This window comes from Streptomyces sp. NBC_01591 (assembly GCF_035918155.1).
Classification (GTDB): Bacteria; Actinomycetota; Actinomycetes; order Streptomycetales; family Streptomycetaceae; genus Streptomyces.
Map to the genome: position 1 here is coordinate 6,763,975 of NZ_CP109327.1, position 21,240 is coordinate 6,785,214.

Consider the following 21,240-nt stretch of genomic DNA (forward strand, 5'->3'; position numbering starts at 1 on the left):
CCACAATCGATTTAGTGTCCACAGATTTCCGAATTCCCCTGGCTTTTCGGTACCGGTGACCTCACTGTGGGTAATGGATGAGGTGAGCGGCTTTTCGCACGGACGGGGGAACACATGGAAGCGGAACGGCTTGTACGAGTCAGCCGGCGTGCTCTGGCACAGAGCAGGGGGACGCCGGACATCATCGCGGAGGCCTGGCAGGCACAGGCGCTGGCCCAGGCGATCGGCAGCCGCCTGGCGGCCGACGGGCCCAAGGAGTTACGGGGCGAGGCGCGCGGGCTGAGTGAGATCGGCGGACGGAGCAGCGGGTCGCTGGACCACCCGGCGGCGCGGGCCGGGGTGGCGCGGGCCGCGCAGCTCTCCGAGCTCGCCGAGCCCCGGGCGACGCTGACGGGGCTGGGCGTCTTGCTCGGGGAAGTGGGGATGGCTCTGGTCGGGGTGGCCTGCGAGACCGATGAGCAGGGGCTCTACTGGCAGTGCATGGAGGCGATCGACGCGGCCGACGAGTCGATGGACCGGGTGCACGGAATGCTCCGCCGCCTCGACGAGCAGGACAGGGAGCGGCAGCAGGATCTGGAGCGCGGCCGGGAGCGGGACGGTCCGTACGACGCGTACGGTGCGGTCGGCGGACCGGCGGGTACGACCGCGGCCGGCTGCGGCCGCGCAGGGCTCCGTGAGTGACCGCGCGGGGAGGCCGCAGGAGGCGGGCGCCCATGTCCGGAGGTGCAGGATGGGTGTATGGATCTTCGAATCTTCACCGAGCCCCAGCAAGGGGCGAGCTACGACACCCTGCTCACCGTCGCCAAGGCGACCGAGGACCTCGGCTTCGACGCCTTCTACCGCTCCGACCACTACCTCCGCATGGGGCCGGGGGACGGGCTGCCCGGCCCGACCGACGCGTGGATCACCCTGGCCGGGCTGGCGCGTGAGACCAAGCGGATCCGGCTCGGCACCCTGATGACCGCGGGGACCTTCCGGCTCCCCGGCGTGCTTGCCATCCAGGTCGCGCAGGTGGACCAGATGTCCGGCGGGCGCGTCGAGCTCGGTCTCGGCGCGGGCTGGTTCGAGGAGGAGCACAAGGCATACGGCATTCCGTTCCCCAAGGAGAAGTTCGGCAGGCTGGAGGAGCAGCTGGAGATCATCACGGGGCTGTGGGCGACCGAGACCGGCAAGACGTTCAGCTTCGACGGCACCTACTACCAGCTCACCGATTCGCCCGCGCTGCCCAAGCCGGCGCAGGCCAGGGTGCCGGTGCTGATCGGCGGTCACGGCGCGACGCGTACACCGCGACTGGCCGCCCGTTACGCGGACGAGTTCAATATCCCCTTCGCATCGCTGGAGGACAGCGAGAAGCAGTTCGGCCGGGTCAGGGAGGCCGCCAGGACGGCCGGCCGCGAACCGGACGACCTGGTGTACTCCAACGCCCTGGTGGTCTGCGTCGGCAGGAACGACGCCGAGGTGGCACGCCGCGCCTCCGTCATCGGGCGTGAGGTGGCGGAGCTGAAGGCGAACGGGCTCGCGGGCTCGCCCGCCGAGGTGGTCGACAAGATCGGCCGGTACGGTGCGATCGGCTCGTCCCGGATCTACCTCCAGGTCCTGGACCTGGACGACTTGGAGCACCTGGAGCTGATCTCCGCCCAGGTCCAGTCCCAGCTCGGCTGAGAGGCCGCCCGATCGGAGGTCACCCGACAGTTTCTGAGGACCAAGGACGGAAGGAGTCACCTGTGTACCCCGCCCGCCCGCTCGGCAGAGCCCTCGCGGCAGGGCCGGTCCTGCTCGACGGGGGGCTCTCCAACCAACTGGAGGCGCAGGGCTGCGACCTGTCCGACGCCCTGTGGTCGGCCCGCTTGCTGACCGACGGGCCCGGACAGATCGAGGCGGCCCACACCGCCTATGTGCGTGCGGGCGCACAAGTGCTCATCACGGCCGGCTACCAGGCGACCTTCGAGGGCTTCGCGCGGCGGGGGATCGGACGGGCGGAGGCGGCAGAGCTGTTCGTCCGCAGTGTCCGGCTGGCGCGACGGGCCGCCGGTGCGGTGGAGCGGGACGTCTGGGTCGCGGCTTCGGTCGGCCCGTACGGGGCGATGCTGGCGGACGGCAGCGAGTACCGGGGCCGCTACGGGCTCTCCGTCCGGGAGCTGGAGCGCTTTCACCGGCCCCGGATCGAGGCGCTGGCCGCCGCCGGGCCCGATGCGCTCGCGCTGGAGACGGTGCCGGACATGGACGAGGCCGAGGCGTTGCTGCGGGCGGTCGAGGGGTGCGGGCTGCCGGTCTGGCTCTCGTACAGCGTGGCGGGCGACCGGACCAGGGCGGGCCAGTCGCTGGAGACGGCCTTCGGGCTCGTCCGGGGTCGCGACGACGTGGTGGCCGTGGGGGTGAACTGCTGCGATCCGGCGGATGCGGACCGAGCGGTGCGGGTGGCCGCCGAGGTGACCGGAAAGCCGGTCGTCGTCTACCCGAACAGCGGGGAGCGGTGGGACGCGGGGGGCCTGGGATGGGTCGGCGCCCCCACCTTCGCCCCGGGCAGAGCAAGGGCCTGGCAGGACGCCGGGGCCCGGCTGATCGGCGGCTGCTGCCGGGTCGGCCCGGACACCGTCGCGGAACTGGCCGGGCTGCTCGGCACCACAACGGCCGACAAGTCCACGGACACGTGAAAATACCTGGTGGGGGGCGAGCGGACCGGACCATACTCGGACGTGTGTTCCTGACAATCAGCACAACCGGCAACCCGGAGCGTCCAGCGACCGACCTCGGCTTCCTGCTGCACAAGCATCCCGAGAAGGCGCAGACATTCTCCACCTCCCACGGCACCGCGCATGTCTTCTATCCCGAGGCATCCGCCGAGCGCTGCACCGCGGCGCTCCTGCTGGAAGTGGATCCCGTGGCGCTGGTGCGCCGCGGCAAGGGCAAGGGCCGGGGCGGCGCTCCCGATGCGGCGCTTGCGCAATACGTCAACGACCGTCCGTACGCGGCTTCCTCGCTGCTGTCCGTCGCCATGAGCGCGGTCTTCAAGTCCGCGCTGAACGGTGTGTGCCGCGCACTGCCCGAGCGCGCGCAGGCACCGATGCCGCTGCGGATCGAGGTGCCCGCGCTGCCGGCCCGTGGCGGTGCGGAGCTGGTGCGCAAGCTCTTCGGGCCGCTCGGCTGGACGAGTGTGGACGCCGTGGCCGTACCTCTGGACGAGCAGTTCCCGGAGTGGGGGGACTCGCGGTACGTACGACTGGTGCTCGAAGGCGAGCTGCGGCTGGCGGATGCGTTGCGTCAGCTGTACGTGCTGCTGCCGGTGCTGGACGACGCCAAGCACTACTGGGTCGCACCGGACGAGGTGGACAAGCTGTTGCGGGCGGGTGAGGGCTGGCTCGCCGCCCACCCCGAGCAGAAGCTGATCACGAGCCGCTATCTGTCCCGGCGCTGGGGGCTCACCCGGCAGGCGATGCAGCAGCTCGAACTGGTGCGGCTCGCGGAGTCGGACGACCTCGACGTCGAGAGCATCGACAACGCCGTGGACGAGACGACCGACACCGAGGAGAAGCCGGTCCCGCTCGCCGAGCAGCGGCGCGCCGCGATCCTCGACGCGCTGCGGGCCGCGGGCGCGAGCCGGGTCCTCGACCTGGGCTGCGGCCAGGGCCAGTTGGTGCAGGCACTCCTCAAGGACGTGGGCTTCACGGAGATCGTCGGCGTCGATGTTTCCATGCGGGCCCTCACCATCGCGTCACGACGGCTGAAACTGGACCGGATGGGGGAGCGGCAGGCCGCCCGGGTCACGCTCCGGCAAGGCTCGCTCACCTACACCGACAAGCAACTCAAGGGGTACGACGCGGCCGTGCTCAGCGAGGTCATCGAACACCTCGACCTGCCGAGACTGCCCGCGCTGGAGTACGCCGTGTTCGGTTCGGCCCGTCCGCGGACCGTGCTCGTGACGACGCCGAACGTCGAGTACAACGTCCGTTGGGAGACCCTGCCCGCCGGGCATGTGCGCCACGGCGACCACCGGTTCGAATGGACCAGGGCCGAATTCCGCGGCTGGGCCCGGGAGGTGGCGCAGCGGCACGGATACGGAGTCGGCTTCGTCCCCGTGGGGCCCGACGACCCCGAGGTGGGGCCGCCCACACAGATGGCCGTGTTCACGATGACCGCAGCCGACGAGACCGCGAAGCAGAGCGGGAACAGGACCGAGAAGGAGGCGAATGCCGCATGACCAGTACCTCACGCACGCTGCCGGTGACCGACCTCTCCCTCGTGGTCCTCATCGGGGCCAGTGGTTCCGGCAAGTCCACTTTCGCCCGCAGGCACTTCAAGCCCACGGAGATCGTCTCTTCGGACTTCTGCCGCGGCCTGGTCGCCGACGACGAGAACGACCAGAGCGCCAGCCGTGACGCCTTCGACGTCCTGCACTACATCGTGGGCAAGCGGCTGGCAGCCGGGCGGCTGACCGTCGTGGACGCGACGAGCGTCCAGTCCGAGAGCCGCAAGCAGCTGGTCCAGCTGGCCAGGAGCCATGACGTGCTGCCCATCGCGATCGTCCTCGACCTGCCCGAAGAGGTCTGCATCGCGCGCAACGCGGCCCGCCCCGACCGCGCCGACATGCCGCGCCACGTCATTCAGCGCCACCGCCGCGAACTGCGCCGTTCGCTGCGGGGCCTGGAGCGCGAGGGCTTCCGCAAGGTGCACATCCTGCGCACCGAGGAGGAGGCCGAGCACGCCGAAGTGGTGCTGGAGCGCCGCTACAACGACCTGCGCCACCTCACGGGCCCCTTCGACATCATCGGCGACATCCACGGCTGCAGTTCCGAGCTGGAGTCCCTGCTCGGCAAGCTCGGCTACGTCGACGGCGCGCACCCCGAAGGGCGTACGGCGGTCTTCGTCGGCGACCTCGTGGACCGCGGCCCCGACAGCCCCGGAGTGCTGCGCCGCGTCATGGCCATGGTGTCGGCGGGCAACGCCCTGTGCGTACCGGGCAACCACGAGAACAAACTCGGCCGCTACCTCAAGGGCCGCAACGTCCAGCACACCCATGGGCTCGCCGAGACCATCGACCAGCTGGACCGGGAGGATGAGAAGGACCCGGCCTTCCGCGAGCAGGTGCGGGAGTTCATCGACGGGCTCGTCAGCCACTACGTGCTCGACGAGGGCAAGCTCGTCGTCTGCCACGCCGGACTGCCCGAGAAGTACCACGGCCGCACCTCCGGACGGGTCCGCTCGCACGCGCTGTACGGGGACACCACCGGCGAGACCGACGAGTTCGGCCTGCCCGTGCGCTACCCGTGGGCGGAGGAGTACCGCGGCCGTGCCGCCGTGGTCTACGGACACACCCCGGTGCCCAACACCTCCTGGGTCAACAACACCATCTGCCTGGACACCGGAGCGGTCTTCGGCGGGAAGATGACCGCGCTGCGCTGGCCGGAGCGCGAGCTCGTCGACGTACCGGCCGAGCAGGTCTGGTACGAGCCGGCCAAGCCGCTGGCCACCGAGGCACCCGGCGGCCGGGAGGGGCGGCCGCTCGACCTCGCCGATGTGCAGGGCCGCCGGATCGTCGAGACCCGGCACATGGGCCGCATCGCGGTCCGTGAGGAGAACGCCGCCGCCGCGCTCGAGGTCATGAGCCGGTTCGCCGTCGACCCCCAGCTGCTCTGCTACCTCCCGCCGACCATGGCGCCCACCGCCACCTCGCGCGAGGAGGGCTATCTGGAGCACCCCGCCGAGGCCTTCGCGCAGTACCGGGCGGACGGCGTCGCCGAGGTCGTGTGCGAGGAGAAGCACATGGGGTCGCGTGCGGTGGCGCTGGTCTGCCGGGACGCGGCCGCCGCCCGTGAGCGGTTCGGTGTGGGAAGCACCTCGGACGCCCTCGGCTCCGCGGGTGGTCCCACCGGGGCGCTGTACACCCGCACCGGACGGCCCTTCCTCGACGACGCCGCACTCACCGAGGTGATCCTCGGCAGGCTGCGCACCGCCGTCACCGCCGCCGGGCTCTGGGAGGAGTGGGGCACCGACTGGGTGCTGCTCGACGCCGAGCTGATGCCCTGGTCCCTCAAGGCCGCCGGGCTGCTGCGCTCGCAGTACGCCGCGGTCGGTGCCGCGTCCGGCGCCGTCCTCCCGGAGGCCAACGCGGCCCTCGCGGCGGCCGCGGCCCGTGGGGTGGACGTCGGTTCTCTCGCGGACCGCCAGCGGGGGCGCACCGAGGACGCCGCCGCGTTCACCGAGGCGTACCGCCGGTACTGCTGGAGCACCCAGGGGCTGGACGGGGTGCGGCTCGCGCCGTTCCAGATCCTCGCCGTCCAGGGCCGCTCGCTGGCCTCCGTACCGCACGACGAGCAGCTGGCCTGGCTCGACCGGCTGGTCGAGCACGACCCGACGGGGCTCCTCCAGGTCACCCGCCGGCTCGTCGTCGACACCGGGGACGAGGCGTCGGTGCGCGCCGGTGTCGACTGGTGGCTGGAGATGACCGGCCGCGGCGGCGAAGGCATGGTCGTCAAGCCGCTTGCCGCGTTCGTGAGGGACGGCAAGGGCAGGCTGGTCCAGCCGGGCATCAAGGTGCGCGGCCGGGAGTACCTCCGGATCATCTACGGCCCCGAGTACACCCGCCCGGAGAACCTGGAACGGCTGCGCGACAGGTTCCTCGGCCACAAGCGGTCGCTGGCGCTGAGGGAGTACGCGCTGGGGCTCGAAGCGCTGGACCGGCTGGCCGACGGGGAGCCGCTGTGGCGGGTCCACGAGGCGGTGTTCGCGGTGCTGGCCCTGGAGTCGGAGCCGGTCGACCCGCGGCTCTGAGACGTGTCGCGGCAGGCAGTGGGGCGTCGTCGGCGGGTTTTCCGGTGGGATCAACGGAAAACCCGCTGGCGATTCGCGGGAGTGAACGGGCCCGGGCACGGTGAGGATGGAGGCATGGGATTCCATGTCGACTCCGAGGCCGGGCGGCTGCGCCGCGTCATCCTGCACCGCCCCGATCTGGAACTGAAGCGGCTCACCCCCAGCAACAAGGACGCGCTCCTGTTCGACGACGTGCTCTGGGTGCGCCGGGCCCGCCAGGAACACGACGGCTTCGCGGATGTGCTGCGCGACCGCGGCGTGGAGGTGCACCTCTTCGGCGACCTGCTCCGTGAGTCGCTGGACATCCCGGTGGCCAGACGGCTCGTCCTGGACCGGGTCTTCGAGGAGAAGGAGTACGGCCCGCTCGCCACCGAGCATCTGCGGGCCGCCTTCGAGGAGTTGCCCAGCACCGAGCTGGCCGACGCACTCGTCGGCGGGATGACCAAGCGGGAGTTCCTGGCCGGGCACAGCGAGCCGACCTCCGTCCGCTTCCATGTGATGGACCTGGACGACTTCCTGCTGGGCCCGCTGCCGAACCACCTCTTCACCCGGGACACCTCGGCCTGGATATACGACGGGGTGTCCATCAACGCGATGCGCTGGCCGGCCAGGCAGCGCGAGACCGTCCACTTCGAGGCGATCTACCGCCACCACCCGCTCTTCACCGGCCCCGAGGCGGGCGCCTTCCACCACTGGTCGGAGGGGCAGGACGACTACCCGTCCACCATCGAGGGCGGTGACGTACTGGTCATCGGCCACGGCGCCGTACTCATCGGGATGAGCGAACGCACCACCCCGCAGGCGGTGGAGATGCTGGCCCGCGGACTGTTCGACGCCGGCTCGGCCCGCACGATCGTGGCGCTCGACATGCCCAAGCGCCGGGCGTTCATGCACCTGGACACGGTGATGACGATGATCGACGGCGACACCTTCACCAAGTACGCCGGCCTGGGCATGCTCCGCTCGTACACCATCGAGCCCGGCGAGGGGCCCAGGGACCTGAAGGTCACCGACCATCCGCCCGAGCACATGCACCGGGCGATCGCGCACGCCCTGGGGCTGGACTCGATCCGGGTCCTCACCGCCACCCAGGACGTGCACGCCGCCGAGCGCGAGCAGTGGGACGACGGCTGCAACGTGCTGGCCGTCGAGCCGGGTGTCGTCGTCGCGTACGAGCGCAACGCCACCACCAACACCTTTCTGCGCAAGGAGGGCATCGAGGTCATCGAGATCCGCGGCAGCGAACTCGGCCGGGGCAGGGGTGGCCCCCGCTGCATGAGCTGCCCGGTGGTGCGCGACCCGGTGTAGGGGGCGGGGACGGGCGCAGGCACGAGCCGACCGCACCGTATAGCGATGCAGGGCGTCGTATAGACTTCCAGAGTCACTGTACGTGCGATCTCGCCCGACCCAGGAGCTGCCCCATGGCCATAGACCTCGCAGGCCGCCACTTCCTCAAGGAGCTGGACTTCACGGCCGAGGAGTTCCGCGGCCTGATCGAGCTCGCGGCCGAGCTCAAGGCCGCCAAGAAGTCGGGGATCGAGGAGCAGCGGCTGCGCGGCAGGAACATCGCGCTGATCTTCGAGAAGACCTCAACCCGCACCCGCTGCGCCTTCGAGGTGGCCGCCGCCGATCAGGGTGCGTCCACCACCTACCTGGACCCCTCCGGCTCACAGATGGGGCACAAGGAGTCGGTGAAGGACACGGCCCGCGTCCTCGGCCGGATGTTCGACGGCATCGAGTACCGCGGTGACAGCCAGGCGGCCGTCGAGGAGCTGGCCGCCCACGGCGGCGTTCCGGTCTTCAACGGGCTCACCGACGACTGGCACCCGACCCAGATGCTCGCCGATGTCCTCACCATGACCGAGCACAGCGACAAGCCGCTGGAACGGATCGCCTTCGCCTACCTCGGCGACGCCCGCTTCAACATGGGCAACTCCTACCTGATCACCGGCGCCCTGCTGGGCATGGACGTACGCATCGTCGCGCCGAAGACGTACTGGCCCGCCGAGGAGATCGTCGCCGAGGCCCACCGGCTGGCCGGTGCGAGCGGGGCGACCGTCACCCTCACCGAGGACGTCGCCGAGGGCGTCAAGGGCGCCGACTTCGTCGCCACCGACGTCTGGGTCTCCATGGGCGAGCCCAAGGAGGTCTGGGCCGAGCGCATCGCGGCCCTGGCGCCGTACGCCGTGACCATGGACGTGCTCCGCGCCACCGGCAACGCCGACGTGAAGTTCCTGCACTGCCTCCCGGCCTTCCATGACCTCGGTACCGGGGTCGGGCGGCAGATCGAGGCCGATTACGGGATGACGGAGCTGGAAGTCACCGACGAGGTCTTCGAGTCCGCGCACTCGGTCGTCTTCGACGAGGCGGAGAACCGGATGCACACGATCAAGGCTGTTCTGGTGGCGACCCTGGCGATTCCGGCGGTCAAGGGCTGATCGCTGCATGATCATGCGCCCGATTGGGTGAACATGCGTGAAGGTGACTAATATGTTGCCTCTTGGTGGGGTTCGAGCTCGCACGCTCGAACCCCTTTTTTTGTGTGCGTCACCGGAGCCCCCACAGCCCCGCACGTACATCCCCCACATGCTCCACCAGAGAAGAGACCATCCCCGTGAGTCCGCTGCGCCCACCGAGCCCCCGGCACCCGTCCGGGCCGCGCATCAAGAATCCCCACCAGCTGATCGCCGAGTCCGGCGCCGACCTGGAGGGGCACGGCCTCAAGCGCACCATGGGGCTCTTCCAGCTGGTGTGCTTCGGTATCGGCGCCGTCGTCGGCACCGGCATCTTCGTCGGCCTTTCCGACAGCGTCGGAGAGGCGGGCCCCGCGGTCGTCCTCTCCTTCGTGCTCGCCGCGATCACCTGCATCTTCACCGCCTTCTCCTTCGCCGAGCTGGGCAGCGCCATCCCGGTCTCCGGCAGCTCCTACTCCTTCGCCTACGCGACCCTCGGCGAACGCGTCGCGTTCCTCGTCGGCTGGTGTCTGCTGCTGGAGTACGGCGTCTCGGTCTCCGCGGTCGCCGTCGGCTGGAGCCAGTACGTCAACGAACTGCTGGACAGCCTGTTCGGCGCGCAGCTGCCGGCCGCACTCTCGGCCGGTCCCGGCGACGGCGGTGTGATCAACCTGCCCGCCGTCCTGGTGGTCATGATGGCCGCCACCCTGCTGGTGCGCGGCGTCCGGGAGAGCGCCGGGGCCACCGCCGCGATGGCGGTCCTCAAGATCACCGTCCTGATCCTGTTCTGCGTCATCGCCTTCACGGCCTTCGAGCGCGGCAACCTCACGCCGTTCTTCGCCCACGGCGCGGGCGGGGTCACGGCCGGTGCGTCGCTGGCCTTCTTCTCGTACATCGGCTTCGACGCCATCACCACCGCGGGCGAAGAGGTCAAGAACCCGCGGCGGAACATCCCGATCGCGATCATGGTCTGCATCGGACTGGTCACCCTGCTCTACTGCGCGGTCGCGCTCGCCGCCATCGGCGCGCTGGGGCCGAAGGCCGTCGCCGACCAGCCGGCCGCGCTCTCGATCGTCGTCGACCAGGTCACCGACTCGACCGTCGGCGGCGGGATCGTCGCCTTCGGAGCCGTCGTCGCGATCGCGTCCGTCGTGCTCACGGTGATGTACGGGCAGACCCGCATCCTGATGTCGATGTCCCGGGACGGACTGATCCCGCGGGTCTTCGAGCGGGTCTCGCCGCGAACGGCGACGCCGGTCGCCAACACCTGGATCGTGGCGGTCGTCTTCGCGGTCCCGGCGGCCTTCTCGTCGCTCGACGTGGTGGTGAACCTGACGACCATCGGCACACTGGCCACCATGGTCGCGGTGAACCTCGCGGTGATCGTGCTGCGGCGCCGCAACCCGGAGGTGAAGGGCTCGTTCCGGGTGCCGCTGTATCCGCTGAGCCCGCTCCTGGGCGTCGGATTCTGCCTCTATCTGATGTACGGGACGGGCTGGGCGACCTGGATCCAGTTCGCGGTCTTCCTGATCGTCGGCGCGGCGGTGTACGCCTTCTACGGCCGCAGCCGCTCCCGGCTGGCCGGAGCCGACGCGGCCGGGTGAGGGCAGCGGGTCAGCTCTGAGGCGTGAGGGACGGCAGGGTGAACCACACCGCCTTGCCGTGCTCCGTCGTGCGGTGGCCGCAGGACGAGCTGAGCGTACGGATCAGCAGCAGACCCCGGCCCTGTTCCTGCCAGGGGTCCGGCTCGCTGCCGGGCCGCGGGAAGGACAGGCCGCCCGGCGGGGCGGGGTCGCGGTCGTGGACCTCGACCTGGCAGCCGGTCGGCAGGAGCTCCACCACCAGCTCGATGGGCTCGTCGCTCCGGGTGTGTTCGACCGCGTTGGCGACCAGCTCCGCGGTGAGGAGCTCGGCGGTGTCGGTGTCGGCCGGTGCGTCGATGTCCGCGAGTGCGGTACGGATCAGGGCACGGGCAATCGGCACGGCCGCCGTCGAGTGCGGCAGCGCGATCCGCCAGGAGGCGGGGAGGGGGACATCGGGGGGCACGGCATGGTTTCCGTTCCGGGGTTCGGGTGTGGGTGCGTGTTCGGGTGCTGGTGTGGGTGCGGGGACTCTCTGGGGGTCAAGACTTCTCGGTTTCAACCTTACGAAGTGCAACGACACAGACAAGGGGCCGCCGACCGGTATGAAAGGGACTTTGGCCACTGCGTCCTCACGCTCCGCTTATTGCGTACTCGTGACGGAAGTCACGTAGCAGTGATAAGTTCGGCTGCAGGTAGCAGCCCGACGGCTGAAGGGGAGCCCCCTCCATGAGCCCGTTTCCCAGCTCCGCCCCGCACACGGACGACTGGCGCCATCTGCGGCTGACGACGGACGACGGGGTTGCCACCGTCACGCTCGCCCGGCCCGAGAAACTCAACGCGCTCACCTTCGGCGCCTACGCCGACCTGCGCGACCTGCTCGCCGAACTGTCCCGTGAACGCAGCGTGCGCGCTCTCGTGCTCGCGGGGGAGGGCCGCGGATTCTGCTCCGGCGGAGATGTCGACGACATCATCGGCGCGACACTCGCCATGGACACCGCCCAGCTCCTCGATTTCAACCGCATGACCGGGCAGGTGGTGCGGGCCCTCCGTGAAACCCCCTTCCCCGTCATCGCCGCCGTACACGGGGTGGCGGCGGGTGCGGGGGCGGTTCTCGCGCTGGCCGCCGACTTCCGGATCGCCGATCCGTCGGCCCGTTTCGCCTTCCTGTTCACCAAGGTCGGCCTCTCCGGCGGCGACATGGGCGCCGCCTACCTGCTGCCGCGCGTCGTCGGCCTCGGCCATGCCACCCGGCTGCTGATGCTCGGCGAACCGGTCCGGGCACCCGAAGCGGAACGGATCGGGCTGATCAGCGAGCTGACCGACGAGGGCCAGGCGGACGTACGCGCGGCGGCGCTCGCCCGCCGCCTCGCCGACGGACCGGCCCTCGCCCTCGCCCAGACCAAGGCCCTGCTCACCGCCGAACTCGACATGCCGCTCGCCGCCGCGGTCGAGATGGACGCCGCCACCCAGGCCCTCCTGATGCACGGCGACGACTACGCCGAATTCCATGCCGCCTTCACCGAGAAGCGGCCACCGAAATGGCAGGGCAGGTAGCGCGATGCCGTCCCGAGCGGCTGCGGCCGGTGCGACCCGGACCGGCGTGAAGCGCATCGCGGTCATCGGTGGCGGGCCCGGAGGGCTCTACGCCGCGGCCCTGCTGAAGCGGCTCGACCCGGAGCGCGACATCACCGTCTGGGAGCGCAACGCCCCCGAGGACACCTTCGGCTTCGGCGTCGTCCTCTCCGACGAGACCCTCGGCGGCATCGAACACGCCGACCCCGTCGTGTACCGCGCGCTCGGGGGCGAATTCGTACGGTGGGACGACATCGACATCGTCCACCGCGGCGTCACCCAGACGTCCGGCGGCCACGGCTTCGCGGCGCTGGGCAGACGCAGGCTGCTGCAGATCCTGCACGACCGCTGCGAATCCCTCGGCGTACGCCTCCGCTTCCGCACCGAGGCGCCGCCGGCCGCCGAGCTGGCCGCCACGCACGACCTGGTGATCGCCGCCGACGGGGTGCACAGCACCACCCGCGCCGCCCATGCCGATGCCTTCGGCCCCCGCCTCACCACCCACCGCTGCCGCTACATCTGGCTCGCCGCCGACTTCGCCCTCGACGCCTTCCGCTTCGAGACCGCCGAGACGGCGTACGGGGTGATGCAGCTCCACGGCTACCCCTTCTCGGCCGACGCCTCCACCGTCATCGTCGAGATGCGCGAGGAGGTCTGGCGGGCCGCCGGATTCGACAGCTGCGAGGTCGGGCACTCCACGCTGCGGTGCGCCAAGATCTTCACCGAGGCGCTCGGCGGCCGGACGCTGCGCTCCAACAACTCCTCCTGGCTCACCTTCCGCACCGTCGTCAACGCCCGCTGGTCGCACGGCAACACGGTCCTCATCGGCGACGCCGCCCACACCGCGCACTTCTCCATCGGCTCCGGCACCAAACTCGCCGTCGAGGACGCCCTCGCCCTCGCCGCCTGCATCGAGGAACAGCCCGACCTGCCGGGCGCACTGGCCGCGTACGAGGCCGAGCGGCGGCCGGTCGTCGAATCGACCCAGCGGGCCGCCGCGGCCAGCCTGCGCTGGTTCGAGGAGCTCGGCACCTACGTCGACCAGCCGCCCCGCCAGTTCGCCTTCAACCTCCTCACCCGCAGCCGCCGCGTCACCCACGACAACCTGCGGCTGCGCGACGCCTCCTTCACCGCCGCCGTCGAGGAGGAGTTCGGCTGCGCCCCGGGCATCCCGCCGATGTTCACCCCGCTGCGGCTGCGCGGCCTCGAACTCCGTAACCGCGTCGTCGTCTCGCCCATGGACATGTACTCGGCCGTCGACGGCGTCCCCGGCGACTTCCACCTCGTCCACCTGGGCGCACGCGCGCTCGGCGGCGCCGGTCTCGTCATGACGGAGATGGTCTGCGTCAGCGCCGAGGGCCGCATCACCCCCGGCTGCACCGGCCTCTACACCCCCGAACAGGCCGCCGCCTGGACCCGGATCACCGACTTCGTCCACGCGAGCGCGCCCGGCACGGCCATCGGCGTCCAACTCGGCCACTCCGGGCGCAAGGGCTCCACCAAACTGATGTGGGAAGGCATCGACCAGCCCCTCGACCAAGGCAACTGGCCGCTCGCCGCCGCCTCCCCGATCCCGTACGCGGACGGCGTCAACCAGGTCCCGCACGCCCTGGACCGGGCCGGACTCGACGCCGTGCGCGAGCAGTTCGCAGCGGCGGCCCGGCGCGCCGACCACTGCGGCTTCGACCTGCTCGAACTCCACTGCGCACACGGCTACCTGCTCTCCGGCTTCCTCTCGCCGCTCACCAATCACCGCACCGACGAGTACGGCGGATCGCTGCGCAACCGGCTCCGCTTCCCCCTCGAGGTCTTCGACGCGATCCGCGCCGACTGGCCCGACGACCGGCCCATGACCGTCCGGATCTCCGCCACGGACTGGGTCGAGGGCGGCACCACGGCCGAGGACGCCGTCGAGATCGCCCGCGCCTTCGTCGCCCACGGGGCCGATGCCATCGACGTCTCCACCGGCCAGGTCGTGCCCGGTGAGCGCCCCGAGTTCGGCCGCTCGTACCAGACCCCGTACGCGGACCGGATCCGCAACACCCTGTGCGTGCCCGTCATCGCGGTCGGCGCGATCTCCTCCTGGGACGACGTCAACTCCCTGCTGCTCGCGGGCCGGGCCGACCTCTGCGCCCTGGCCCGTCCCCACCTCTACGACGCGCACTGGACGCTGCACGCGGCGGCCGAGCAGGGCTACGAAGGACCGGGCGCGCCCTGGCCGCTCCCGTACCGCGCGGGCAGCCGCACCCCGCCGACGGGCCGCACGGACGCGCCGAAGCCGCGGCTCACCCTGGAGTGACGGGCAGGCACTCGTGGCACAGACACCGGTCCGGGTGCGGGGCCCCGTGGTGGGCGTGCCGCTCCTCGCGGGCGACCCGCTCCAGCAGGGCGGCCAGCTCCTCGGCCTCCTCCCGGGTGGCGGCACCCCGGCCGGCGCACCGCTTCAGCACGGCCGGGGCGTACACCAACTGCGCCCGGAAGGTGTGCAGATGGCGGGTCCCCGTGTCGATGGTGATCCAGTGGCCGGTGTGCCGCCCGTGTCCCACCGTGGTCAGCTGCTGGTGCCCCATCCCCGGGTAGGTGTCGACGACGTACACCTTCGCCCCGCCCCGGTACGCCTTCGTGCCGGGACGGAGCTCCTGGCCGAGGTCCCCGTACCGCCGCCACAGCACCACGTTCGCCGCGACCAGCCACGCGGGTTCCGGCGGTCCGCTCATTGCTCCGCCGCGCTGATCAGCAGCCGGTCCGCGACCGGCCGGTAGCCGATGCGTTGGTACACGCCGTTGCTGGTGGGGTTCGCGAGGTCGGTGAAGAGCAGCACCTCCTGCGCGCCGGCCTCCCTCGCCGCCCGGCTGATCTCCGCCGTCACCGCGGCGGCGTAGCCCCGGCCGCGGTGCTCCGGCGGTGTGTAGACCGCCGCGACCCGCACCGTGCCCGCGATCTGCGGTGAGACGCCCGCCATCGACACCGGGACACCGCCGTCCTCCCAGAGCGTCAGCCTGCCGGAAGCCGTGCGCTCGTCCACCTGCCGCTCGGCCTGGCTGCCGGACTGGCCGACCTGATCGGCGAAGGCGAGATGCCAGCGCACCAGCAGCTCCCGGTCGGCGGCGACGGCGGCCCTGGGCCGTCCCGCGGGGGCGGGGGACGGCGGGGTCAGCGTCGCCAGGCGGTAGAGCCGCTGCTCCTGGTCGACCCGGTGACCGGGCCAGGTCGCGGCGAGCACCTCGGCGGTGGCCCGGTCCGCGTTGATCCGGGTCAGGGGGAGCGCGGCGGCCAGCGGACCGATCGCCTCCGGGGCGACGGATCCCAGCACCGGCGGAAAGGGTGGGGTCCGCACCAGCGTCCCCGCGACCTCGCCGTCCGCCCCGCGCCACCAGCCCAGCAGCGGGGCGCCGTCGCCGTAGGCGTGCGGGCCGCGCCGCCGCAGGGTCTCGGTGACGGTCAGGATCAGGGTGTTCTCGGCGGGCCGGGCGGCGAGGGAGGGGCCGGCCGCGTCGAGGAAGGCATCGACGTCGTCGGTGAAGGTCCAGTTCATGCTTCATCCTGCCGGGTGCGTACGGCACGGGGCACCCGTATTTCGGGCCGGTTGCCCGGCCCTCCGGGTCAGTCGTCCCGCAGCCGGAAGCGCTGGAGCTTGCCGGTGGCGGTACGGGGCAGCGCGGGCAGGAACTCGATGACGCGCGGGCACTTGTGCGGGGCCAGCTCGCTCTTCACGTACGCGCGCAGTTCGTCGGCCGCCGTCTCCGCGCCCTCGCGCAGCACCACGTACGCCACCACGATCTGGCCGCGCAGCTCGTCCGCCCGGCCCACCACGGCTGCCTCGGCCACCGAGGGGTGGTGCAGCAGGGCGTCCTCGACCTCGGGGCCCGCGATGTTGTAGCCGGAGGAGATGATCATGTCGTCGGCGCGGGCCACGTAACGGAAGTAGCCGTCCGTGTCCCGCACATAGGTGTCCCCGGTGAGGTTCCAGCCGTGCGCCACATAGTCCCGCTGGCGCCCGTCGGCGAGATAGCGGCAGCCGACCGGACCGCGTACGGCGAGCAGTCCGGGCTCCCCGTCCGGCACCGGCTGCCCGTCGCGGTCCAGTACCAGGGCCTGCCAGCCGGGCACGGGGACCCCGGTGGTGCCGGGGCGGATCGCGTCGTCGGCGGCCGAGATGAAGATGTGCAGCAGCTCGGTGGCGCCGATGCCGTTGATGATGCGCAGCCCCGTCCGCTCCTGCCACGACCGCCAGGTGGCGACCGGAAGGTTCTCCCCGGCCGAGACGCAGCGTCGCAGCGCGCTCAGATCGTGGTGGTCGATGTGGTCGAGCATCACGCGGTAGGCGGTCGGCGCGGTGAAGAGCACCGATACGCGGTGGGCGGCGAGCGCGGGCAGTAACTGCGCCGGGCCGGACTGTTCGAGCAGCAGGGCACTGGCACCGGCCCGCAGCGGGAAGACCACCAGACCGCCGAGCCCGAAGGTGAAGCCGAGCGGCGGACTGCCGGTGAACACGTCGTCGGGAGTGGGCCGGAGCACATGGGCGGAGAAGGTGTCGGCGATGGCGAGCACATCCCGGTGGAAGTGCATACAGCCCTTCGGGCGTCCGGTGGTGCCCGAGGTGAAGGCGATCAGCGCGACATCGTCCGCCGCCGTGTCCACGGCCCGGTACGGCCCGTTCCTCGCCTCCGCCAGGCGCAGCAGATCGTCCGCGGCGTCACCTCCGTACGCCGTGATCCGCAGCCCTGGCACCTCGGCCTTCACCAGGTCGTCGACCGCCCGGACATCGCACAGTGCGTGACTCACCCGGGCGATGGAACACATGGTGGCGAGTTCGGCGGACCGCTGCCGGTCCAGCACCGTGACGGCGATCGCGCCGGCCTTCAGCACCGCGAGCCAGCAGGCGGCCAGATGGGGGGTGGTGGGGCCGCGCAGCAGGACGCGGTTGCCGGGGACGACCCCCAGATCGGAGGTGAGGACATGGGCGATCCGGTCCACCCGCTCCCGCAGCTCCCCGTAGCTCCACACCGCGCCGTCCGAGGCACGGAAGGCGGGGCGGTCGGGGCCGAAGCGGTCGGCCGTACGGTCCAGCAGTTCCGCCGCGCAGTTGAGGCGGTCCGGATAGTGCAGTTCGGGAAGGTCGAAGAGCAGTTCCGGCCACTGGTCCTGGGGTGGCAGGTGCTCCCTGGCGAAGGTGTCGAGGTGCGCTGAGGTCTTCGGGTCCATGACGGATCGCCCCCTTATCGCCTCTGGAGCGTATCGTTTGGGTGACGGTAGTCAACGGTCCGCGATAAGGCGAGTGGACTGGAATTCGAACGGGTGGGAAGACGAGCACGGGAACGGACGGACAACAGGCCGGAGCGCCGATGCGAAGAACGGGCATGAGAAACCGAGAAGACGCGACGAGCGAGGTGCCGGTATGACGGCATTCTCGCTCGACCCGGCGCAGACCGCCTGGTGTGAAGAGCTAAGAACCCTTGCCGAACAGCAACTGCGCCCCCTCGCCGAGAAGGGCGACCCCGGCCATGTCAACCGCCCCCTGATCGCCGCACTCGGCGAGTCGGGCCTGCTGGACCGGATGCTGAACTCCGGCGCCCTCGACCTCTGTCTGCTCCGCGAGTCCCTGGCCCGCGGCTGCACGGAGGCCGAGACCGCGCTGGCCCTCCAGGGCCTCGGCACCCACCCCCTGGTCCGGGCGGGCACCCCGGCGCACCGCGATCGCTGGCTCCCCGAGGTGCGGGCGGGTCGCGCCGTCGCCGCCTTCGCACTCAGCGAACCGGGTGCGGGCTCCGACGCGGCGGCCCTCGCCCTGGGCGCCGACCCCGCCCCCGGCGGTTGGCGGCTGACCGGCGAGAAGTGCTGGATCTCCAACGCGCCGGAGGCCGACTTCTACACCGTGTTCGCCCGCACGACCCAGGGCGCCGGCTCCCGCGGAGTCACCGCGTTCCTGGTCCCCGCCGACCGCCCCGGACTGAGCGGCACCGCCCTCGACATGCTCTCTCCGCACCCGATCGGGGCCCTGGCCTTCGACGGCGTCCCGGTCACCGCCGACGACGTCCTCGGCGAACCGGACCGGGGCTTCCGGGTCGCCATGGACACCCTCAACCTGTTCCGCCCCAGCGTCGGCGCGTTCGCCGTCGGCATGGCCCGCGCCGCCCTCGACGCCACGGTGGAGCACACCGCCCACCGCACCGCGTTCGGCGGCCCGTTGAAGGACCTGCAGGCCGTCTCCCACCAGGTAGCCGAGATGGCCACCCGGACCGAGGCCGCCCGGCTCCTGGTGTACGCGGCGGCCGCCGCTTACGACGCGGGGGAGTCCGGCGTGCCGCGCCGGGCCGCCATGGCGAAGCTGTACGCCACCGAGACCGCGCAGTACGTCGTCGACACCGCCGTCCAGCTGCACGGCGCCCGCGCCCTGCGCCGCGGTCACCTCCTCGAACACCTCTACCGGGAGGTCCGCGCGCCACGGATCTACGAGGGCGCCAGCGAGGTCCAGCGCACGATCATCGCCAAGGAGCTGTACGTGAGCCGGGAGGCCTCCGCATGAGTCCGGTCCACCGGATCAACCCCGTCGAGCTGTCTCCGCCGACGGGTTTCTCGCACGCCGTCACGGTCACCGGCAGCCAACTGGTCTTCCTGGCCGGGCAGACCGCCCTCGACCAGGACGGCAAGGTCGTCGGTGACGACCTGCCCGAGCAGTTCGCGACGGCGCTCGCCAATCTGCTCACCGCCCTGCGCGCGGCGGGCGGCGCCCCGGCGGACCTCGCCCGGGTCACCGTGTACGCCACCGATGTGCCCGACTACCGCGAACGGGCCGCGGAACTGGGCCGGATCTGGCGGCGGCTGGCGGGCCGCGACTACCCGGCGATGGCGGTCATCGGCGTGGCCAGGCTCTGGGACGAGCAGGCCCTGGTGGAGATCGACGGGGTGGCGGTACTGCCGTGAACGCACCGTACGGGCCCGGCGATCCGGGCCCGTACGGGCATCGGCGTATCAACGCGTATCAACGCGTATCAACGCATATCAACGCGCATCAACGCGCATCAACGCGCATCAACGTGTATCAGCGCGCGCCGGCGCCGATCAGTACGGCTTCACCAGCACGTGCGCCGCGCCCGGAATGCCGACCTTCAGCAGCTCGTCCTCCTCGGGCGTCGTCTCGCTGCCCGTCTCCTGCTTGAGCACGGCACGCGACATGGCCTGCACCCACATGGCCCGGGGACGGCGGCGCGCCTCCCATGCGCCGAGGGCCGCGGCCACCTCGGCCTCGGCGTCCAGCGACTCGGCGAGCACCAGCGCGTCCTCGACGGCCATCGCCGCGCCCTGCGCGATGTGCGGGGTGGAGGCGTGCGCCGCGTCACCGGCCAGCACGACCCGGCCGACGTGCCACGGCTCCTCGACCGTCACCTGGGAGATCCGCGAGTACACCACCGAGGCCGGGTCGGTGACGGTGGCCAGCGCCTCGGCGACCGGTCCGGAGAACATCGCCAGCCGCTCCGTGAGCTGCTCGTGGGCCCGCTCCGGGTCCGGCCGGAAGTCCTCGGCCTCCGCGAACACCGCACCCAGGTACATCAGTTCCTCGGTGATCGGGGTGAGCAGCGCCTTGGCGTCCTTGCCCGCGGTGCCCATCACTACGCCCCGCACCTGCGGCTGCCGCGGTACCGTAACCCGCCAGTTCGCGAAGCCGGTGTACTCGGGGGTGTAGCGGTCCCCGTAGAGCCGGGTGCGCAGCGGCGAACCGATGCCGTCGAAGCCGACCACCAGGTCCCAGCGGCCCGAGGACCCGTCGGACAGGGTGACGTCCACGCCGGAGCCGTCGTCGGCCAGCTCGGTGATGGTGGTGCCGAAGCGGATCTTCGCACCCGCGGTGACGGCGGCGGAGTTCAGCACCTGGGCCAGGGCGGGGCGCGGGATGCCGTTGTTGGAGGGGGCGTCGCCCATCCGCGGCTGGGGTATCTCGGCGAGCGTGTTGCCGGCCGGGTCGGCGATGGTCAGGATCTCCCACTCGAAGCCCGCCTCCAGGCAGTCGTCGAGAACCCCGATCTCCCGCATGACGTGGAGGGCGTTGGACGGCTGGATGATGCCGACGCCGAGCGCGTCGAGCTCGTCGCGGAGCTCGGCGACCTCGACGGTGTGGCCGCGCCGGGCCAGTGCGGTGGCGAGCGTGAGCCCGCCGATGCCGCCGCCGTGAATCAGGACGCGCAGGGGTGTTGCCATCTCAGGTGTCTCCAGAGCGAGAAAGGTGCGGGGAGTTGCGAAGGAGCGGACGGTCAGCCGGCCGCGGCTGGCAGGCTCATCAGGTGGTCCACCAGGGCCAGCAGCACGTCCCGGCCGAACGGCCGCTCGCGGACGTCGCCGATCAGCAGCGGTACGTGCGGGTCGAGGTCGAGAGCGGCCCTGATCTCGTCCGGGGTGCGGGTGTTGTGGCCGTGGAAGCAGTTGATCGCGACCACGAACGGGATGTCCCGGCTCTCGTAGAAGTCGATCGAGGCGAAGCTCGTCTCCAGCCTTCGGGTGTCGGCGATCACCACGCCGCCGAGCGCCCCGTTGACCAGGTCGTTCCACATGAACCAGAAGCGTTCCTGACCGGGGGTGCCGAAGAGGTAGACCACCAGCTCGGAACTGACCGTGATCCGGCCGAAGTCCAGCGCCACGGTGGTGGTGTCCTTCTGGCCGACACCGGCCAGGTCGTCGACCCCGATGCTGGCCTTGGTCAGGTACTCCTCGGTGCGCAGCGGCGCGACCTCGCTGACCGCGCCCACCAGGGTGGTCTTGCCGACGCCGAAGCCTCCGGCGATAAGTATCTTGACGGCGGCGGGGGCCGCCTGACTGCTTGTCATCTTGGT

General features: G+C 71.3%; 18 protein-coding genes. 12 read left to right on the top strand and 6 right to left on the bottom strand.

Translation table 11 applies throughout. From position 1 onward, the window contains the following. The first annotated feature begins 114 nt into the window (after positions 1 to 114). The 8 genes from OG978_RS31070 to OG978_RS31105 all read left to right on the top strand — a co-directional run bounded on the left by OG978_RS31070 (position 115) and on the right by OG978_RS31105 (position 10,864). Entirely contained in the window at positions 115 to 681 is a 567-nt protein-coding gene (locus tag OG978_RS31070; protein ID WP_326768365.1) for a DUF6099 family protein, read from the top strand. A gap of 57 nt (positions 682 to 738) precedes the next feature. Further along, positions 739 to 1,662, top strand: coding sequence for an LLM class F420-dependent oxidoreductase (locus OG978_RS31075; protein WP_326768366.1), 924 nt, complete (start codon positions 739 to 741; stop codon positions 1,660 to 1,662). 62 nt (positions 1,663 to 1,724) lie between these two features. Next, positions 1,725 to 2,654, top strand: a complete 930-nt coding sequence (gene mmuM, locus OG978_RS31080; protein WP_326768367.1) for a homocysteine S-methyltransferase — start codon at positions 1,725 to 1,727, stop codon at positions 2,652 to 2,654. 44 nt (positions 2,655 to 2,698) lie between these two features. After that, the gene (locus OG978_RS31085) at positions 2,699 to 4,198 is read left to right on the top strand and encodes a 3' terminal RNA ribose 2'-O-methyltransferase Hen1 (protein WP_326768368.1); all 1,500 of its coding nucleotides are present in this window, start codon (positions 2,699 to 2,701) and stop codon (positions 4,196 to 4,198) included. Then, positions 4,195 to 6,768, top strand: a complete 2,574-nt coding sequence (locus OG978_RS31090; protein WP_326768369.1) for a polynucleotide kinase-phosphatase — start codon at positions 4,195 to 4,197, stop codon at positions 6,766 to 6,768. The genes OG978_RS31085 and OG978_RS31090 overlap by 4 nt, the downstream gene beginning before the upstream one ends. Positions 6,769 to 6,882: 114 nt before the next feature. Further along, positions 6,883 to 8,115 carry an arginine deiminase gene (locus OG978_RS31095; RefSeq protein ID WP_326768370.1) on the top strand — a complete coding sequence of 411 codons (1,233 nt, stop codon included), beginning with the start codon at positions 6,883 to 6,885 and terminating at the stop codon, positions 8,113 to 8,115. 113 nt (positions 8,116 to 8,228) lie between these two features. Next, on the top strand, positions 8,229 to 9,245 hold the full coding sequence (gene argF, locus OG978_RS31100) for an ornithine carbamoyltransferase (RefSeq protein WP_326768371.1): 1,017 nt from the start codon (positions 8,229 to 8,231) through the stop codon (positions 9,243 to 9,245). Between the two features lie 176 nt (positions 9,246 to 9,421). Then, positions 9,422 to 10,864 carry an amino acid permease gene (locus OG978_RS31105; RefSeq protein WP_326768372.1) on the top strand — a complete coding sequence of 481 codons (1,443 nt, stop codon included), beginning with the start codon at positions 9,422 to 9,424 and terminating at the stop codon, positions 10,862 to 10,864. Between the two features lie 10 nt (positions 10,865 to 10,874). On the opposite strand, the gene OG978_RS31110 is transcribed toward OG978_RS31105, so the two are convergent. Next, complete coding sequence (locus OG978_RS31110) at positions 10,875 to 11,306, bottom strand: ATP-binding protein (protein WP_326768373.1); 432 nt, start codon at positions 11,304 to 11,306, stop codon at positions 10,875 to 10,877. Positions 11,307 to 11,569: 263 nt separating this feature from the next. On the opposite strand from OG978_RS31110, the gene OG978_RS31115 reads away from it, so the two are divergent. Both OG978_RS31115 and OG978_RS31120 read left to right on the top strand, forming a co-directional pair. Next, positions 11,570 to 12,397: an enoyl-CoA hydratase family protein gene (locus OG978_RS31115; RefSeq protein ID WP_326768374.1), complete on the top strand. Its 828-nt coding sequence runs from the start codon at positions 11,570 to 11,572 to the stop codon at positions 12,395 to 12,397. A gap of 4 nt (positions 12,398 to 12,401) precedes the next feature. Then, on the top strand, positions 12,402 to 14,714 hold the full coding sequence (locus tag OG978_RS31120; protein ID WP_326768375.1) for a bifunctional salicylyl-CoA 5-hydroxylase/oxidoreductase: 2,313 nt from the start codon (positions 12,402 to 12,404) through the stop codon (positions 14,712 to 14,714). On the opposite strand, the gene OG978_RS31125 is transcribed toward OG978_RS31120, so the two are convergent. From OG978_RS31125 to OG978_RS31135, 3 genes are all read right to left on the bottom strand, one after another. Beyond that, positions 14,701 to 15,132, bottom strand: coding sequence for a hypothetical protein (locus tag OG978_RS31125; RefSeq protein ID WP_326768376.1), 432 nt, complete (start codon positions 15,130 to 15,132; stop codon positions 14,701 to 14,703). The genes OG978_RS31120 and OG978_RS31125 overlap by 14 nt on opposite strands. Further along, complete coding sequence (locus tag OG978_RS31130; RefSeq protein WP_326768377.1) at positions 15,129 to 15,950, bottom strand: GNAT family N-acetyltransferase; 822 nt, start codon at positions 15,948 to 15,950, stop codon at positions 15,129 to 15,131. The genes OG978_RS31125 and OG978_RS31130 overlap by 4 nt, the downstream gene beginning before the upstream one ends. 68 nt (positions 15,951 to 16,018) lie before the next feature. Then, positions 16,019 to 17,620 (bottom strand): AMP-binding protein, encoded by a 1,602-nt coding sequence (locus tag OG978_RS31135; RefSeq protein WP_326768378.1) that lies wholly within the window; start codon positions 17,618 to 17,620, stop codon positions 16,019 to 16,021. Between the two features lie 193 nt (positions 17,621 to 17,813). Here OG978_RS31135 and OG978_RS31140 point away from each other — a divergent pair, with 193 nt between their 5' ends. Together OG978_RS31140 and OG978_RS31145 are read left to right on the top strand one after the other, a co-directional pair. Next, on the top strand, positions 17,814 to 18,941 hold the full coding sequence (locus OG978_RS31140) for an acyl-CoA dehydrogenase family protein (protein WP_326768379.1): 1,128 nt from the start codon (positions 17,814 to 17,816) through the stop codon (positions 18,939 to 18,941). Next, entirely contained in the window at positions 18,938 to 19,339 is a 402-nt protein-coding gene (locus tag OG978_RS31145) for a RidA family protein (protein WP_326768380.1), read from the top strand. Before OG978_RS31140 ends, OG978_RS31145 begins: the two co-directional genes overlap by 4 nt. A 138-nt stretch (positions 19,340 to 19,477) precedes the next feature. Here OG978_RS31145 and OG978_RS31150 read toward each other — a convergent pair whose 3' ends face one another. Both OG978_RS31150 and OG978_RS31155 read right to left on the bottom strand, forming a co-directional pair. Next, positions 19,478 to 20,611 carry an FAD-dependent monooxygenase gene (locus tag OG978_RS31150; protein ID WP_326768381.1) on the bottom strand — a complete coding sequence of 378 codons (1,134 nt, stop codon included), beginning with the start codon at positions 20,609 to 20,611 and terminating at the stop codon, positions 19,478 to 19,480. Between the two features lie 53 nt (positions 20,612 to 20,664). Then, positions 20,665 to 21,234, bottom strand: a complete 570-nt coding sequence (locus OG978_RS31155) for a GTP-binding protein (RefSeq protein ID WP_326768382.1) — start codon at positions 21,232 to 21,234, stop codon at positions 20,665 to 20,667. Positions 21,235 to 21,240 lie beyond the last annotated feature (6 nt).

Excerpts from the sequence above, each read along its gene's own strand:
- OG978_RS31145 (WP_326768380.1), top strand. The coding sequence starts at position 18,938 with ATGAGTCCGGTCCACCGGATCAACCCCGTCGAGCTGTCTCCGCCGACG.
- OG978_RS31120 (WP_326768375.1), top strand. The coding sequence starts at position 12,402 with ATGCCGTCCCGAGCGGCTGCGGCCGGTGCGACCCGGACCGGCGTGAAG.
- OG978_RS31095 (WP_326768370.1), top strand. The coding sequence starts at position 6,883 with ATGGGATTCCATGTCGACTCCGAGGCCGGGCGGCTGCGCCGCGTCATC.
- argF (WP_326768371.1), top strand. The coding sequence starts at position 8,229 with ATGGCCATAGACCTCGCAGGCCGCCACTTCCTCAAGGAGCTGGACTTC.
- OG978_RS31075 (WP_326768366.1), top strand. The coding sequence starts at position 739 with ATGGATCTTCGAATCTTCACCGAGCCCCAGCAAGGGGCGAGCTACGAC.
- OG978_RS31135 (WP_326768378.1), bottom strand. The coding sequence starts at position 17,620 with ATGGACCCGAAGACCTCAGCGCACCTCGACACCTTCGCCAGGGAGCAC.
- OG978_RS31070 (WP_326768365.1), top strand. The coding sequence starts at position 115 with ATGGAAGCGGAACGGCTTGTACGAGTCAGCCGGCGTGCTCTGGCACAG.
- OG978_RS31150 (WP_326768381.1), bottom strand. The coding sequence starts at position 20,611 with ATGGCAACACCCCTGCGCGTCCTGATTCACGGCGGCGGCATCGGCGGG.
- OG978_RS31155 (WP_326768382.1), bottom strand. The coding sequence starts at position 21,234 with ATGACAAGCAGTCAGGCGGCCCCCGCCGCCGTCAAGATACTTATCGCC.
- OG978_RS31140 (WP_326768379.1), top strand. The coding sequence starts at position 17,814 with ATGACGGCATTCTCGCTCGACCCGGCGCAGACCGCCTGGTGTGAAGAG.
- OG978_RS31130 (WP_326768377.1), bottom strand. The coding sequence starts at position 15,950 with ATGAACTGGACCTTCACCGACGACGTCGATGCCTTCCTCGACGCGGCC.
- OG978_RS31115 (WP_326768374.1), top strand. The coding sequence starts at position 11,570 with ATGAGCCCGTTTCCCAGCTCCGCCCCGCACACGGACGACTGGCGCCAT.
- OG978_RS31125 (WP_326768376.1), bottom strand. The coding sequence starts at position 15,132 with ATGAGCGGACCGCCGGAACCCGCGTGGCTGGTCGCGGCGAACGTGGTG.
- OG978_RS31090 (WP_326768369.1), top strand. The coding sequence starts at position 4,195 with ATGACCAGTACCTCACGCACGCTGCCGGTGACCGACCTCTCCCTCGTG.